Origin of the sequence: Pedobacter sp. MR2016-19 (assembly GCF_014947265.1) — a bacterium.
In the GTDB taxonomy this organism is placed as follows: Bacteria; Bacteroidota; Bacteroidia; order Sphingobacteriales; family Sphingobacteriaceae; genus Pedobacter.
In genome coordinates this window covers 163056-178949 of sequence record NZ_JADCNK010000006.1, presented here as the reverse complement: position 1 = coordinate 178949, position 15894 = coordinate 163056, and the positions used below count along the sequence as shown (strand labels likewise).

At 38.0% G+C, this 15894-nt stretch carries 13 protein-coding genes and 4 tRNA genes; 9 read left to right on the top strand and 8 right to left on the bottom strand.

Annotated features, from left to right (window positions below; translation table 11 throughout):
• Positions 1-52 precede the first annotated feature (52 nt).
• Positions 53-943: an AraC family transcriptional regulator gene (locus tag IM793_RS10995; RefSeq protein WP_193421270.1), complete on the bottom strand. Its 891-nt coding sequence runs from the start codon at positions 941-943 to the stop codon at positions 53-55.
• Positions 944-1459: 516 nt separating this feature from the next.
• On the opposite strand from IM793_RS10995, the gene IM793_RS10990 reads away from it, so the two are divergent.
• Genes IM793_RS10990 through IM793_RS10975 form a run of 4 tightly spaced genes read left to right on the top strand, consistent with a single transcriptional unit; the run spans position 1460 to position 5620 of the window.
• A complete protein-coding gene (locus tag IM793_RS10990) occupies positions 1460-2290 on the top strand; it encodes a hypothetical protein (RefSeq protein ID WP_207908459.1) in 831 nt (276 codons plus the stop codon).
• Positions 2291-2293: 3 nt separating this feature from the next.
• A complete protein-coding gene (locus IM793_RS10985) occupies positions 2294-3526 on the top strand; it encodes a hypothetical protein (protein WP_193421269.1) in 1233 nt (410 codons plus the stop codon).
• Between the two features lie 3 nt (positions 3527-3529).
• Positions 3530-4447 (top strand): glycosyltransferase family 2 protein, encoded by a 918-nt coding sequence (locus IM793_RS10980; protein WP_193421267.1) that lies wholly within the window; start codon positions 3530-3532, stop codon positions 4445-4447.
• A 9-nt stretch (positions 4448-4456) separates the two neighbouring features.
• Positions 4457-5620 carry a hypothetical protein gene (locus IM793_RS10975; protein WP_193421265.1) on the top strand — a complete coding sequence of 388 codons (1164 nt, stop codon included), beginning with the start codon at positions 4457-4459 and terminating at the stop codon, positions 5618-5620.
• Positions 5621-5797: 177 nt separating this feature from the next.
• On the opposite strand, the gene IM793_RS10970 is transcribed toward IM793_RS10975, so the two are convergent.
• Positions 5798-6865, bottom strand: a complete 1068-nt coding sequence (locus IM793_RS10970; RefSeq protein ID WP_193421264.1) for an SDR family oxidoreductase — start codon at positions 6863-6865, stop codon at positions 5798-5800.
• 154 nt (positions 6866-7019) lie between these two features.
• Between IM793_RS10970 and IM793_RS10965 the strand changes: the two genes are divergently transcribed.
• The gene (locus IM793_RS10965; protein WP_193421263.1) at positions 7020-7601 is read left to right on the top strand and encodes a Crp/Fnr family transcriptional regulator; all 582 of its coding nucleotides are present in this window, start codon (positions 7020-7022) and stop codon (positions 7599-7601) included.
• Positions 7602-7933: 332 nt separating this feature from the next.
• Here the strand turns inward: IM793_RS10965 and IM793_RS10960 are convergent.
• Both IM793_RS10960 and IM793_RS10955 read right to left on the bottom strand, forming a co-directional pair.
• Positions 7934-8005, bottom strand: a tRNA-Glu gene (locus tag IM793_RS10960).
• A 30-nt stretch (positions 8006-8035) separates the two neighbouring features.
• Positions 8036-8111, bottom strand: a tRNA-Met gene (locus tag IM793_RS10955).
• 1199 nt (positions 8112-9310) lie between these two features.
• Between IM793_RS10955 and IM793_RS10950 the strand changes: the two genes are divergently transcribed.
• Entirely contained in the window at positions 9311-10525 is a 1215-nt protein-coding gene (locus IM793_RS10950) for a glycoside hydrolase family 30 beta sandwich domain-containing protein (RefSeq protein ID WP_193421261.1), read from the top strand.
• Positions 10526-10907: 382 nt separating this feature from the next.
• Here IM793_RS10950 and IM793_RS10945 read toward each other — a convergent pair.
• A tRNA-Glu gene (locus IM793_RS10945) sits at positions 10908-10979 on the bottom strand.
• Between the two features lie 71 nt (positions 10980-11050).
• Positions 11051-11126: transfer RNA gene (locus tag IM793_RS10940), tRNA-Met, on the bottom strand.
• A 114-nt stretch (positions 11127-11240) separates the two neighbouring features.
• Here IM793_RS10940 and era point away from each other — a divergent pair.
• The 3 genes from era (at position 11241) to IM793_RS10925 (ending at position 14329) form a co-directional block, all read left to right on the top strand.
• Entirely contained in the window at positions 11241-12137 is an 897-nt protein-coding gene (gene era / locus IM793_RS10935) for a GTPase Era (protein ID WP_193421259.1), read from the top strand.
• A 130-nt stretch (positions 12138-12267) separates the two neighbouring features.
• The gene (der, locus tag IM793_RS10930) at positions 12268-13569 is read left to right on the top strand and encodes a ribosome biogenesis GTPase Der (RefSeq protein WP_132398808.1); all 1302 of its coding nucleotides are present in this window, start codon (positions 12268-12270) and stop codon (positions 13567-13569) included.
• A gap of 250 nt (positions 13570-13819) precedes the next feature.
• Positions 13820-14329: an N-acetyltransferase gene (locus IM793_RS10925; RefSeq protein ID WP_193421257.1), complete on the top strand. Its 510-nt coding sequence runs from the start codon at positions 13820-13822 to the stop codon at positions 14327-14329.
• 270 nt (positions 14330-14599) lie between these two features.
• On the opposite strand, the gene IM793_RS10920 is transcribed toward IM793_RS10925, so the two are convergent.
• Both IM793_RS10920 and IM793_RS10915 read right to left on the bottom strand, forming a co-directional pair.
• Entirely contained in the window at positions 14600-15106 is a 507-nt protein-coding gene (locus IM793_RS10920; protein ID WP_193421255.1) for a GNAT family N-acetyltransferase, read from the bottom strand.
• Positions 15107-15217: 111 nt separating this feature from the next.
• Positions 15218-15814, bottom strand: a complete 597-nt coding sequence (locus IM793_RS10915; RefSeq protein ID WP_193421253.1) for a short chain dehydrogenase — start codon at positions 15812-15814, stop codon at positions 15218-15220.
• Positions 15815-15894: the final 80 nt, after the last annotated feature.

Sequence of the window (15894 nt, the reverse complement as noted above, 5' to 3'; positions counted from 1 at the left end):
TGGTACAAATGTAGGCGTATTGGTTATCCCGGGTGGAACACATCCAACGGTATTAATGGTACATTTCGCGGATGCTGGCCCTGTAGTCTGCAGGTGTAATGCCCGTTTCGCGTTTAAAGAAGCGGTTAAAATAGGAAGTATCCGAGAAACCCAAATCGAAGGCAATTTCTTTCAAAGGGTTTTGAGTATGAAACAAGAAGCGCTGGGCCTCGAGTATCAATCGTTCGTGAATATGTTTAATTGCAGGTTTACCACTTTGTATTTTCACCACCTCGCTTAAATGTCCGGCAGAAATATTCAATTTCGAGGCATATTCGCCCACTTCGCGCAGTTCGCGATAACATTCATTTATTTTTGCCTGAAAACTTTTCAATAAAAGTTTATCTGCGGAATGATCACCTCCTTTAAACTGTTCAGTATACAGCCGGCTTAAATAGGTAAGCAGCACAGTAAGGTGGGCGGTAAGCATACGCTGTTGCCATTCGCCGGGCTTTTGATATTCTGCATTGATTTTTGCAAGGACGTCCTCAACAAAATTAAGGTCAGCTTCGGTTAGGGCTAATTCATGTCCATTGTGCAGGTTTTCTATAATGGGTAGTTTACTTAATGAAGCATTTTCCTGGAGGGAAAGAAACTCTTTTGTAAAAGCAATGCCGGTGCTCCATAACTGCTTAAAGCCTTCTTTTACAATGATATGGCTTGGCCCCGAAAAGTAGACTGTGTTATCTTTAAGGGTATAAGGCGTCATGTCGATCCATTGTCGGCTATCTGCATGTCTGATCAAAACAACAAGATAATGATCTTTTCGATGGGGGATAAGCAACTCCGACTGGTTTGGTAAAGTTCCTTCAAATTGATATAGCCTAAAGTTTTTATTGCCCGAAATTTCATCGGGTTCTAGCGTGTAAATAGGTAGTTGTTGATTTTGGTTGAATGTCTGCATGGCTTAATACAAATTGAAAGAAAAATCAAATAGGGCACATAAAAATATGCGTTGATTTTTTGTAAAACTTTAGGCATTACCTTTTTTAAAATGTAGCGCTAAAAAAATGATCATACTAATTAAATAATTGGTATGATATATAATACTAAATTGTAATTTCAAATGTGTTTATGTGTAATTTAAAGATATATTTATCACGTCTATTTTTTAATAAAAATAAATTCCGTATCTATGTGTAAACAAAATCTACCTCAATCGTCCCAAACCTTAAAACCGCTCATCAAAATGCAACACGCACTTTCATCAGTTATTCCAATTATTAGATTTTAATTTAATTTTTAACTGTAAATATTTATATATCAGTTATTTGATTTGTATTTGCTTAATTATCGTATCTGAAATTTTGATGTGGTGATAACAGGCTAATTCCTCCTATAGGCTTCGACGTTAAAACGAAATAAGAATATTTTTATCTGTATTAATTTACATTTTTAATAAACCATAAACCAAACAATTGTGAAAAATTTATTATCAGTTATTATTCCTGTGCTCGAAGGGATGGAAGAGTCTCCATTGAAGCACCAGCTCCTGGCCTATTTCCCTCAACAGGCCGAACATTTTGCAACAATAGAAGAAAGTTTTGTGAAACTTACGGCAATTCTGCATGATAGGGATCACCTTAAACCTTTTTTTCATAGCTGGAGCCAAACCAATAATAGTGCGGTTACTGTTGCCGGATTGAGTAACCGCATGACGATGCTGATCCATAAAAACATACCTGTGCCAGATGAAGCGCAGCTTTTCAGATCGGTAGCAAGCCTGAACAGGATTGTTGATGAAGACCTGGCTGTTGTTGGTAAAGTATTACATTCCGATCTATTCTATACCATGGCCACAAATACCTGCGGCGATGATGGATGGTTGCTGAGGCAATACCTTGATCCAAGTGCCCGTGCTTTTAAATATTGGAAAGACCAGAATTCGTTGCGCAATAAAGATTTATTGATTGGCCTTTTAACCACATTGGTACACGAAATTTATACTCATGGCGAAGTGGAATTTATATTGCCAAAGTTTACGCGTTGGCTGGAAGATGATTTTGGCTTTGACAAAGATACCCTTAAGCATACTTTGGCCTGGATAACTGTACACTGTGGACCAACTGAGAAAAACCATTTCTTTTATGCCGTAAATGCCGTTAATTATTATGTTAAGGCGATGGATGTTAATTTGGCTGATTACGACTTACGAGAAATCGTTGCCGATTATTTGAGTAAAAAAGCAGCAGTAATGGAAACCATTAGCGCTAGTTTAGAACCGGTGATGTCTGATGAAGAAATGGCATAAATTATGACGGGGGAACTTATAGAAGAACAGACGATCTGTAGCAGGGAAACACTGAATGAATTGCTGATGAAACACCTCGGCGAAATACCCTGTAATGGTGCCGATTCATTTTCTCCAGTGCCAGTTGCTGTAAACCGTGACGAAATTGTGCGGATGGAGGAACTGTGTCAGGTTTTGAACAAAGCATTAACGAGTGTTGTAAGGGCCTATTTTTCCGATGAAAGGATACGTGCAATCTATAATTTTGATGAGCACCTGAACAATATTTTGAGCATCGCAAACGCGCAGCCATATGAAGTGGGTATGTACCGCCCAGATTTTTTGCAGGCAGAAGATGGCAGTATTAAAATCTGCGAAATAGGAGCAAGGTACCCAATTAATGGGTGGATGTTGAGTTATTACCTTAATGTGATTTCTGAAGATAGTAGTTTGCCTTTATTGGAGGCTGTTCCTCATCAGCGCGACTTCATTAACACCATTTTTGACCGGTTTAACAACAATGAACCTATCGTGCTGGTGCACGAGAAAGAAAAGGGTACAGAGGTATTTTACCTGTTAAATGAATTCAGTAAACAGGGCTTGAATTATATTTCTGCAAGCCCTGATCAGCTAAGCTGCCAAAATGGTGAATTAATGTTGCAAGGCAAAGCTGTTAACCAGTTTATATTGGAAATGGATCGGGAAGAACTGCGTAATTTTGATCCTGAAGTATTGAAATTGATCATCAATAAGGGAAATTATTTTAACGATGTGCGTACGTTAATCCTGGTGCACGATAAGCGTATACTTGCTGTTCTTTATAATGAAGCGATTATGAGGGATCACCTTTCTGAAGAAGAATACCTCTTTTTACGCTCTTTTTTAATACCTACTTATGCCTTGCATACCGCCGAAAAACGGATGGAGGTGAGCAATTCTTCATTAAACTGGGTATTAAAGCGCAACAGTGGTGGCCGTGGTATCGATATGTATGTGAAAAGTGATTGTGAAGCTGCAGTTTGGTCTGATATTATCGCCAAACAATGGCCTGAATACATGATACAGCAATACGTGCCCCAACGCTGGTTTAAATACGGTACTGGCCCTGAGAACAGCCTGATCAACTTAGTAGGGATGCTGCTATGTTACAATAACCGGTCTTTTGGCCCTGGTTTGTTCCGCGGTTCGGCAGAAAGTGTGGTGAATGTTCACCAGGGCAGGGGAGTTATTTTTCCTGCAATGATGTCTACATCATAAAACATGACACATGCCATCGTTATCCCCCTGTTTAATAAAGCTGATTATGTTAGCCAAACGTTAAATTCACTCATTCGGCAAAGTAAACTGCCGGATGAGTTGATTATTGTCGACGACTTAAGTACAGATAATAGTCTTTCTATAGTTCATGATTTTTTGCGTGATCATATTTCCCGCTTCGGTAATTGCAGAATACAGGTGATTGAACTCACCGAGAATAAAGGTCCGGGTAATGCGCGGAATATTGGTTTTGCCGCTACCAATTGTGAGTTAGTCAGTTTTTTAGATGCTGATGACGAATATCATCCAAAGCTGCTGGAAATAGCTTCACATGAATTTAAAGCGCATCAGCTCGATTTTATGGTGCTCAATATCGCTTTTATGCCAGGTAATGAAATATATCCAGATCTGGAACCATTAAAAAAGTACCTGGAGCCGCTTGATAAAGAGCTATACCTGGTTAAAGATCCTTTGATGGCAGTTAGCGCTCCACATTTTATAATGGGGGTTGGCAGCAACGTAATCGTAAAAAGTAAATGGATCGCCAATAACCAATACCAGGCAGAAGCGCAATTAAATGAAGGTATCGATTTTTGGTACCGGGTATTAAAAGGAATACTGAACTCGGTGCCAGGTAAAATAGCTTTGCAAACAGGAGGTTATCTTCATGTTAACGAGGTTCCGGGGAGCCTTTCGCGGAAAAAATATAGCCATTTTAAACAAATCGAATTGCCGCCGGTAATTTCAAGGTATGTAAATAGTAAAGATAAGCACGACCGCCTGTTGATGGGCATGATCGGTGAACGCTGGTATAAACACGCCCTGCAAAATTTGCCGTCAAATACCCAAAAAGCACGGTTTTTATGGCATTATCGTAGCTTTTTGCCAAAATACATTCGCTATCTGCTCATCAAAAGATAAATTTTAAAAATGATCTATTCCCTCCTTAATCAATACTATCAGATTGTTAGGCAGTCTGAGCTTTTCAAATCCTATTATCTTAACCACGAAAATTATCAAAATGCCCCCTTAATAGGTAAAAAGGAATTGATTAATCTGTTAAATGATCATTTTGACCTGCATAGCCAGAAACAAGGTGTTTATTTGGTGCGTTCTGGCGGATCTACCCAAAAACCGCTGGTTTTTCCGGTTGATATTGTAGAAAATCTGGAACAGCGTGCAGCACTTGCTGCCGCACTAAAACAAGCTGGGGTATTTACCCCAACAACCATTGCACTCAATATGTTTGGTTACATGGATATGTACCGTACAGCTGCTATTATGGACGATCTTTTGGAGCGCTGCAGTGCAACCACACTGGTAGCAAGTGCCAGTTTACCCTACGAAGATGCCTACCAGATGGCTTTAAATTTTAAACCCGATTTATTACTGGGTACACCTTCAAAATTATTCCTTTTTGCGCAATACCTTAAAAAGCATCAGCTTAGGTTGTCCATCACCAATCTTGTATTTGGTGGCGAGTTTTTGCCATCCTCACACATCAAACTTTTCGAGGAGGTTTTCGGAACCCGGCAGATCTATTCCTTATATGGTTCTGCAGAAACGGGGATATGGGCCTGGTGCGATTATAGCCGATCGCCATCATTGTTCAGGGTAATTGATGGTTTGATTGTTGAAATCCATGCTCCAGATGCTGATGGTTATGGCAATTTGCTGGTAAGCAATTTGTTCCGGAAGCGTTTCCCTGTTTTTAGATACAATACCGGCGATACAGGTAAATGGCTTGATATTGACAGGCAACTCTACCTGGAGTTAAAAGGACGGGAACATCGGTCGTTTATGTTTAATGAATGCAATTACGAACTGGATGATTTTAATATTGTTTTAGCGGGTGTGGAAAGGTTTCAGATCCAGATTGTTCCTGGTGAAGGACATATGGGAATAAAATTTTTACTGGTAACCGACTTCATGGATAAGGTCAAAGAACAATATATTGAACTAAAACTTCAGCAGCTTTATGAAATATTTGGTTACCAGGTGAAAAACTTAGAGGTATTAGCAGGTAGTGATTTAAATCTTTACACTAATGCTACTACGGGTAAAACACCTGTGATTATTGATCATCGGGTATGATATTGATTGGCAAATTCCATATCCATTTTCTAGATGGAATAAACAAAAAAAAAGCCGCATCAGGTAGAAGCGGCTTTCGTAGCATGGACGGGAGTTTGTTCTAACTTTTTCGGAGCTTTACAGGAATTTTCGATTTTAAATTCTGAATAGTGGAGTTTCTTTATTGATGATCAAAATTTAGGGTATAAGCTTCGCCAGACGCAATTGCTCAAACAAATCATAAAAACTTTCTTCGGTATTTTGGAAAACGGTGAAGCCAAGTTTACGGCTTTTAGACATATCAGTCATCACTTCGATCGGCCTGCTAAGATCAAGATCGGTATGCCATGCAGTTGCTAATCGGCTTAAGTCTTTCTCTTTTAGGTTGTATTTTTTAGCAATCTTTAACCAAACCTGAGCATCTTTAGCCATTTCTTTTTCTAACGATTGAATTGGCCCATTAAACCCAACAGGTGTTATATTAAAGTAGTTTGCTAAACGGTTCCACAAACGGCTCCACCTAAAAACATCGCCGTTTACAATGTTGAAAGCTTCGTTTTGCGCTTGCTCGGTAGTGGAAGCCCAAATCAAGTGTTCGGCTAGCACACGTGCATCAGTTACATCTGATAAGCCACTCCATTGTGCGGCGGACCCTGGCCATATAAATGGTCGACCAGTTTCTTTGCAGATACTTGCATACACAGCTAAAGTAGTTCCCATGTTCATCGCATTTCCGACGGCCTTTCCAATCACCGTATGTGGTCTGTGGATACTCCAGGTAAAACCGTCTCTTTTAGCTGCTGCATAAACCTCATCTTCCTGTGCATAGTAAAAGTTCTCCAATTCTAAACGTGGATGTTCTTCCCTGAGAGGTGTTTCTGGAAGAAATCCTTCTTTTGCATAAGCTTCAAAAGGGCCTAAATAATGTTTAAGCCCGGTTACTAAAGCAACATGTTTAACGGAATTATGGTGTGATAATGCCGCTAAAAGATTACGGACCATCAGACTATTTACCCGAATGTTTTCTGCTTCGGTATCGTTACGCATCCAGGTAGCGATATATACATGTGTTGGTTTAACATCTTTTAATGCCTGTTTTAAGCTATGCAAATCAAGTAGATTGGCCGCAACAGATTTAAGGTTTTTATTTTCTAAATTGTGGTTACGGGCAAGGCCATAAGTTTCCCAGCCTTTGGAAATTAGTTTTTCTGCCAGATTACCTCCTGCAATACCACTGGCTCCAACTACTAATGCTATTTTACTCATCGTGATTAAATTATTTTGCTCCAAAATTAGGATCGCTCACTGTAAAGGCTCTTGACCTGCGTCAAATAATGAACTTGATCTGAGTCAAGATTTTGTTTAGTCCTTAACAGGGAATTTATGTTTGGAAAAAGTATCTTTGTTCCTAAATAGCTAAATGATCGATATTCTTTTTAAACACATTCAAGAAAAGGTTTCGCTCACAGAAAAAGAAAAAGAACTCATACAAACTTTTTTTATTCAAAAGCGATTGAGGAAACACCAGTATTTGTTGCAAGAGGGAGATGTGTGTAAATACCTCGCATTTGTAGCTAAGGGTTTATTACGCACCTACAATATTGATGAAAAGGGCGATGCACACATGAGTGTTTTTGGATGGGAAGGGTGGTGGCTATCTGATTTCAATAGCTTTCTTTCTAGCGAACCGGCAGTATTTAATATTGATGCGATTGAGGAATCAGAGCTGCTATTGATTTCTAGGTTAGATTACGATGCCATCACTATTGAAGTGCCGATTATGGATCGTTATTATCGGATTCTTTACCAAAATAGCCTGGTAACCAAAGAGAGGCGATTGATGAGTTCAATTACGCATACTGCGGAAGAAAAATATTTGCAACTGCTAGCATTAGATCCAAAGATTGTTGAGCGTATTCCACAAAACCTAATTGCCTCTTACCTAGGTATTGCACCTGAAACGCTCAGTCGTATTAGAAAGAATTTAGCATTTAGAAAGTAAGTGGAAGCGTGTTTCAAAATCTGTTATTGTGCTCTTTTCTGCTGATCCGTTTTCTCCAATTTTTATCTTTTACTTCGTTTAATAGCGACTACCTCTTCTACTTGGACAAGTTTAATAATGGAGGTCATAATGAAAGATATACTTGTTGCCGATCATCAAGCATTTGTTCGAAATTCCCATCCTGGTAGAGTAAGGGAGCTGAGTACTGAAAAGTATTTTAATTAATTGATTTTCATTTATTTAATGAATTATTGAAGATCCCTTGATTCAAGGGAATTCATCCAACTCCTTATTAATCAAAAAAGCCGCTCTACTTTCGTAAAGCGGCTCAGTAGCCCGTAGGGGAATCGAACCCCTGTTTCCAGAATGAAAATCTGGCGTCCTCACCCCTAGACGAACGGGCCATTAAATAATTAGAGTGTCTTTCAACTCTTTGGTAGCGGGGACACGACTCGAACGTGCGACCTTCGGGTTATGAGCCCGACGAGCTACCAACTGCTCCACCCCGCACTCTATAGCTTCAAATTTTCTTTGTTTGAAGGAGTGCAAAGGTATATAATATTTTTGCTTTTCAAAAGGCTTCACGAAGTTTTATTGAATTTTTAAATTATCTGCTTGATTTATAGTGAATTATTTTTGCTGTGGCTGACTTTTGTTTTGCTGTTGTAAAAGGGAATAAAGAAAGAACTTGCATCTCAATTGATTATCAATCTTAATCTCATCGGAATAATTTTAATTTCACATCAACTGTAAAGTATTTCTTGTGAACCTCAGTTATACTTAGAATGGCATTAAATAAACTGTTATATAGGGGATTAATTTTTGAATAATTAATAATACAATAAAAGCTAAGTTATAGATGTTTTAATTTGTTCGAGTGCTGATGATTGGAGTTAATGGTTGTTGAACATTTGAACTGAAAATTTAATAAAAATTGCCATATACTAAAATGATAAGCCAATACATTTGAACTGCTAATCAATAGTTAATTTGGCTTTTATGTGTATTCAATCCATTTGGCGATAATTTTGATATCCGTAATTACCTGTGTTAGTTAAAAAATATATGCTTTAAGTTTAAAAGTATCCAGTTTTAGAGATGAGAAATATGTATTATTTGTTTAAATTATTTGTGTAATAAAAAATGTATTATTTGTATTTTAATATTAGCTATATAGTAAATTATTGTTTGAACATACTTTTGAGAGAATGCCAAAACGTATTTTTTTATGGAGTGGTAAAATTATGCAGCGTTTGAAAACTGTCCTTTATAGTTTGGCATAAGACAATGTTTTATAATGATAATGCAGATTTAACAATTGCATAAGATCAGCTAACAATCTACGAGAGAAATACATAGGTTGTAAACATTTTCAATAGTCAATGCCAAAAGAGACCTTTTGGAAATTGTAACAAAATAAAAGGAAACATTTACAGTTATAGCGTTAATGAATTGTTGCGTAAGCTTAATCGAAGATATTTTAGCCAAAACCTTTAAAAGGCTGGTAATCTCAAATAAAACAGGTTATGAACGATTACACATATTCACATACATCATTTACCAATGATAGCCAGGCAGAAATATCAAATATATTTTATTCAACCAAATTGCAGACACTAAAAGAAAGGAGGACATTCAAGTAAGTAACCTTTATATGATTTATTCAAAATAAGTGACTATCTACCTTTAAAAAACCTAAAAAAACAATCATGAAATTTAAAATTTGTGTTATCGCTATTACGCTATTTTTACTACAAGGCTGTGCAAAAGAAAAACAGCAAATTGAAGAAAATAAAGAAAAAAAGCAGATTGAAGAGAATATTGAACCACAGTTAAAAGGGGCGGCAACTATTGATGGTAATACCTATTATCAAACCATTGATGGGCTTGGCTTTTCCAGTGCGTGGTGTGGTACGCTTACTACAGCTAAAAATGATGCACTTTATAATACACTTGGCTTTTCTTTGTTAAGGGTTCGTTTCGACCAGGATAATGCATGGACAGATGAAACGAACAATGCCGCTGCGGCACATGCCCGGGGCGCTAGAGTGTTAGGCTGCCCCTGGAAAATACCTACCGCTTACCGGTCTGGCAATACTATTCCATCTAACCAGTACGTTAATTTCTGCAATTGGCTGGGTAGTGCTGCTTCAGCCATAAAATGTGATTTTGTGTCTATAAAGAATGAGCCTGATGGTTCTTCGGAAGATGGAAATTTGGATGGATCTCAGATACGTGATATTATTAAAGCTGGCGGATCAAATATTGGCAAACCCATTGTTTGTGCTGATGCTATTAATTTTAATGATACCTATACTGACCCAACACTGAACGATGCAACCGCTGTGGCTAAAATTTCTTACGTTTCAGGACATCTTTACGGTGGTGGTAATTATGTACACCAAAATGCACTTAATAAAGGAAAACGCATTTGGATGACAGAATACTATGTTGAAAATAGCCGTGACAATATGGATAACTGTTTAGTTTTAGCTAAAAACATTAATGATTGTATGAACAACCAATTTAGTGCTTACTACTTTTGGTGGGTTAATGACAATGATGCAAGCGTTAACCTGGTTAATCAAAGTGGTACAATTTACAAGGCCGGCTACACCGGTGGTCAGTTTGCCAAATGGATAAGACCAGGAAAACAAAGAATTGCCTGTACCTATAATCCTACCCCTAACATTTATTTAACGGCCTACCGGGGAGGTGGATTGGTAATTGTGGCTGTTAATACAGGCACTTCGGCTGTAAGCCAATCTTTTTCGGTTGCTAATGTTAGTGGTGTTACTTCACTGAATATTCATCGCACATCGGGTAATGAAAACATGTCTTCAATAGGATCAGTTGCTGTTTCAGGTAGTGGATTTACGTATACGCTTCCTGCTAAAAGTATTACTACCTTTCACCAATTTTAACCGGTAGTACGGCTTATTGCTTAGGCCACAAAATGCCGGATACCACCTTCAGGGGCATGAAACATTATTGTTTCATGCCCCTGATATTTCCATAAAGATTTAAGAAAAAGCAAATTTTTATTCATTACGGTATATGCGGCGTATTTTTATCTTGATATATTTATGAAGCTTATCCGCAATTGTTTTTTAGTATTGCTGTTAGGTGTAAAATCTCAGCTGGCCGGAACTTTTACTTTACACTGAAATCCATTCTTTGGTGCCACGCACCCTGTCCGCAAAATCTTCTTTGGGAACCAATTATGCTTTTTAGTATGCCTGTAAATTTAAAAAGGCTGCAAATTTATGATTTACAGCCTTTTTAAATGTTTTGATGTAATAAGTGTAGCCCGTAGGGGAATCGAACCCCTGTTTCCAGAATGAAAATCTGGCGTCCTCACCCCTAGACGAACGGGCCATTTCTTCAGTTTTTAATTTCCAATTTTCAGTGTGCAATTAAAACTGCCAACTGATAACTACCAACTGAATTGGTAGCGGGGACACGACTCGAACGTGCGACCTTCGGGTTATGAGCCCGACGAGCTACCAACTGCTCCACCCCGCACTCTATACAACTCGTTTTTTCTTTGAATTAAATCCTTAACTCTGTTTCCGAATTGGAATGCAAAGATATAATTCGTTTCTTTGTGCTGCAAATTTTTTTTTAAAAAATATTTTAATGGCGCATAAAGCAGGTTTTGTTAGTATAATAGGTAAACCAAATGTAGGTAAATCTACCCTCATGAATGTGCTTGTAGGCGAGCGACTTAGCATTATCACTCCTAAGGCACAAACCACAAGGCACCGCATTTTAGGGATCGTAAATGAAGAAGAATATCAGATCGTTTTCTCTGATACACCGGGTATAATTAAGCCAAAATATAGTTTACAAGAGAGTATGATGAGCTTTGTAAACGGATCTTTGACCGATGCCGACGTACTTTTATTCGTAACCGATATCAACGAAGCGCACGATGAGGAAGACGTTCTGGAAAAAATTCTGAACCGTAATATCCCTACAATTGTACTCATCAATAAAATCGATAAAGCATTACAAGAACAGGTTGATGAGAAGATTGCCTACTGGCAGGAGAAGCTAAATCCGGTTGCTATTTATGCTATTTCAGCTTTACATAAACACAATGTTGACGGGTTATTGGATCGCGTGCTCGAAATGCTGCCAGAGCATCCACCATATTACGACAAAGAAGATTTAACCGATCGTTCAGAGCGTTTCTTTGTTTCAGAGATTATTCGCGAAAAAATCTTTCTTAATTATCAGAAAGAAATTCCTTACAGTACCGAGGTAATTGTGAAGAGTTTTAAAGAAGAGGAAATGAAGAATGGTAAAGGTGCTTTGATCAGGATTACGGCAGAAATTGTGGTCGAACGCGATTCGCAAAAGAACATTTTAATCGGTACAGGTGGGAGTATGCTAAAAAAGGTTGGTACCGAAGCCCGTTTAGAAATCGAGAAGTTTTTAGATAATAAGGTTTTCTTAGAAATGTTTGTGAAGGTAATTCCAGACTGGAGAAGTAAAAAGAATTACTTAAAAAGCTTTGGTTACGATAATTAACCGTACCTTTGCAGCCCGAAATGAATCGGTTAGTAGTTGATAGTCAATGGCTGATAGCCAAATAGTTTGAGCAGCTTGCCTGAACACCACGACCATTAACTATAAGCCATTAACTATCAAAAGAACACCCATGAGTAATATTATAGCCATCGTAGGCAGGCCAAACGTAGGCAAGAGTACCCTTTTTAACAGATTAACAGAAAGCCGTAAGGCAATTGTAGATGATATCAGCGGCGTAACCCGCGACAGGCATTATGGAGTAGGTGAGTGGACCGACAGACAATTTACCGTAATTGATACTGGTGGTTATGTAGCCAACTCAGAAGATGTTTACGAAGCGGCAATCCGCGAGCAGGTAATGATTGCTATCGAAGAAGCCAGTGTATTAATCTTTATGGTTGATGTAACTACAGGTATTACCGATTTAGATGATGATATTGCTCAGGTATTGCGCAGAAGTAATAAGCCCGTTTATGTTTGTGCAAATAAGGTAGACAATACCGCTTTATATAACGAAATCCATACTTTTTATGGTTTCGGATTAGGCGAAGTATATGCATTATCATCAATGACTGGTTCCGGAACAGGAGAGTTGTTGGATGAGGTGGTTAAAAATTTCGAAGATATTCCTGAAGAAGAAAACCAACTGCCTAAAATTACCATCGCAGGTCGTCCTAATGTGGGTAAATCTTCTTTGGTTAATGCATTAATTGGTAAAGAACGTAATATCGTTACCGCAAATGCAGGTACCACCCGCGATTCAATTAAAATCCACTATAACCAGTTTGGTCATGAGTTTATGCTGATCGATACTGCCGGATTACGTAAAAAAACAAAGGTTAAAGAAAACCTGGAGTTTTATTCGGTAATGCGTACCATTAAGGCTTTAGAAGAAGCTGATGTGGTGGTATTAATGATCGATGCCGTAGAAGGAATTGAAAGTCAGGATATCAATATTTTCCATCTGGCTGAGAAAAACAAAAAAGGGATTGTAATTCTGGTTAACAAATGGGATTTGATCGAAAAAAATACACAAACGATGAAAGCTTTCGAAGAGCAGATTCATGAGCGTATCCGCCCGTTTACCGATGTGCCGATCATTTTCACTTCCGTAATAAATAAGCAGCGTATTTTTAAAGCAATCGAAGCCGCTTTAGAAGTTTATAAAAACCGGAGCAAGAAAATTCCTACATCTAAATTGAATGATGTAATGTTGCCGCTGATTGAGAAATTCCCACCGCCGGCATTAAAGGGAAAACACATTAAGATTAAATATATCACCCAGATTAATGCTACTTCGCCAATGTTTGCCTTTTTCTGCAACTTGCCACAGTATATTAAAGATCCGTATAAACGTTTCATCGAGAATAAATTGAGAGAAAACTTCGATTTTTCCGGTGCACCGATCCAGATTTATTTCAGACAGAAATAAGTTTGAGGAGGTAGAAGGTTTAAAGGTGGAGGGCGTAAGGTCGATATGCCTAAAAAACCAATCTTATTTAAAACAGGGCTGTTATGGAATACAGCCCTGTTTTATTTTAATCGACCGTCATTTCGACTGTAGTGGAGAAATCTTTGAACTGTCCAATAACATAGTTTAAAGATGTCTCCACTTCGCTACGCTCCAGTTGAAAGGACGATCCTTCTTATCAGGGGTCAGAAAATACCCTTACCTTTACTTCATGCAATTACAAGTACAAAATAGCCAGTCAGCTGACATCAATACCATTTTCGATTTTTACGATATGGCTATTGAACATCAAAAGAAAGTGTTTAACAAGCACTGGCAGGGCTTTAGTAGAGAAATGGTGCAAACTGAAATTGATGAAAACCGTCAGTATAAAATCTTGGTAGATGGAGTTATTGCCTGTGTTTTTGCTGTTACGTTTAACGATCAGTTGATCTGGGGAGAACGGGATCACGACGCGATTTATATCCACAGGATTGTAACCCATTCCGCATTCAGGGGCTATTCTTTTGTAAAAGAAATTATTAAATGGGCTAAAGTTTTTGCTGCAGAAAACGACATTAAATTTATCAGAATGGATACCTGGGCAGATAATGAAAAACTGCTCGAATATTACACGGGTTGTGGTTTTAATTATGTTGGGGTAGTAAGCATGGAAAAAACCGACGGACTGCCGAAACATTATGAAGGAATCAGTTTAAGTTTGTTTGAGATTGTGCTGTAGCGCATTGCAAAGGTGCATCAAGGTGTCTTGTAACGAAATTTATTCTGTGATAAAATCATCAATAGACTAGAGGATAGTCGTCCTGCTGAACTTGTTTTATTAGTAGTATTTATGTTTTAAAGGCCTAATAGCTACTTCGTGGACAGCATCTTTCATGTAAAAATAACCTTGTTGGATAGATCCTGAAATAAATCCGATAGCTATAGGATCAGGATGACGGTAACAACGTAGATTTCTATCAAGACATATTATAATCCGGGTTGGTATAACTTACTTCAATTCAATTTTCCAGCTTAACATATCGTCTACTTCTCCAATATGGATAAAGTTGTTTTTTTCTAAAATGGAATAAGAGGCCACATTGTCTTTAGTCGTGGTTGCATAAACCGATTTCACTTTAGGTTGCTCCCTTGCCCATTCTATTAATCTTCCAACAGCTTCGGTCATAAAACCCTTGCCTCTAAACTCCTCGTAAGTGCCATAACCTATTTCGATTTCACCATTTGGATCTGGTTCGCCAACAAAACAAATATCACCTACCATCCTATGGTCGGGTTTAGATATGATGGTCCATAAAGTATGGTATAGATAATCTTTATCTTTATCAAAAACGTTAGGTAAGATCGTTTGTTCCAAAGCTTCCTGAAGTGAAGGAGAAATGTTTTTTTTGGTCGGTAGAAGGTCAAATTCTTGTTCTAAAGAGTGATCATCTTTGATATATTTTAAAAGCTGATCGTGCGTTAATGGTTTTAAAATGAGGCGTTCGGTTTCTATCATGCTTGAGTTTATTATATAGACTAATATAAAACTTTGGGTTTTGAATAAGCTAAATTTTACAATAAGCTTTTATTAAAAAAACGTCTTGTTTTTTCGAAATACCGAACATTATTAATAAACCTTTATTACCTGACCTGATAAGATGCCCAGTACACTTTTCTCATAAGCTTTAACCACTTTCTCCATGCTAACCGGAATTTCCCCGGGAAAAGAATCGAAATATGCAGGAGAGTCTTCAACAACATTAGGGCTAATGGCATTGATACGAACGCCATTTTCAAGTTCTGGAGCGGCAGCCAAAACAAATGCATTTAAACCTCCATTTATAGTGCTCAATGCTGATCCTGCAGCAACCGGATTTTCGGCTAATATCCCGGAAGTTAATGTAAATGAACCACCTTTATTGATATAATGCTGACCTATAAGCACCAGGTTAATCTGTCCCAATAATTTATCCAGTAAGCCGCTCTTAAATACTTCGCCCGTCATCTGATTTACAGGCGCAAAGGGGCCTTTACCGCTAGTACTGATCAGGGCATCGAAAGCACCAATCTGCTCGAACATATTTTTAATCGATGTTTCATTGGTAATGTCAACCTGGACATCCCCCTTGGTATTTCCTACACGGATAATCTCGTGTTTTTGCGCAAAAGCTTCAGTTACTTTTTTGCCCAGTGTGCCTGTTGCGCCTACAATTATTATTTTCATCTAAGCTGTTTAATGTTTAATTACTGATTTAGCATTGTTATTAAACATCAGGGTGTATTGAAATGTTTGTATGGTGTCAA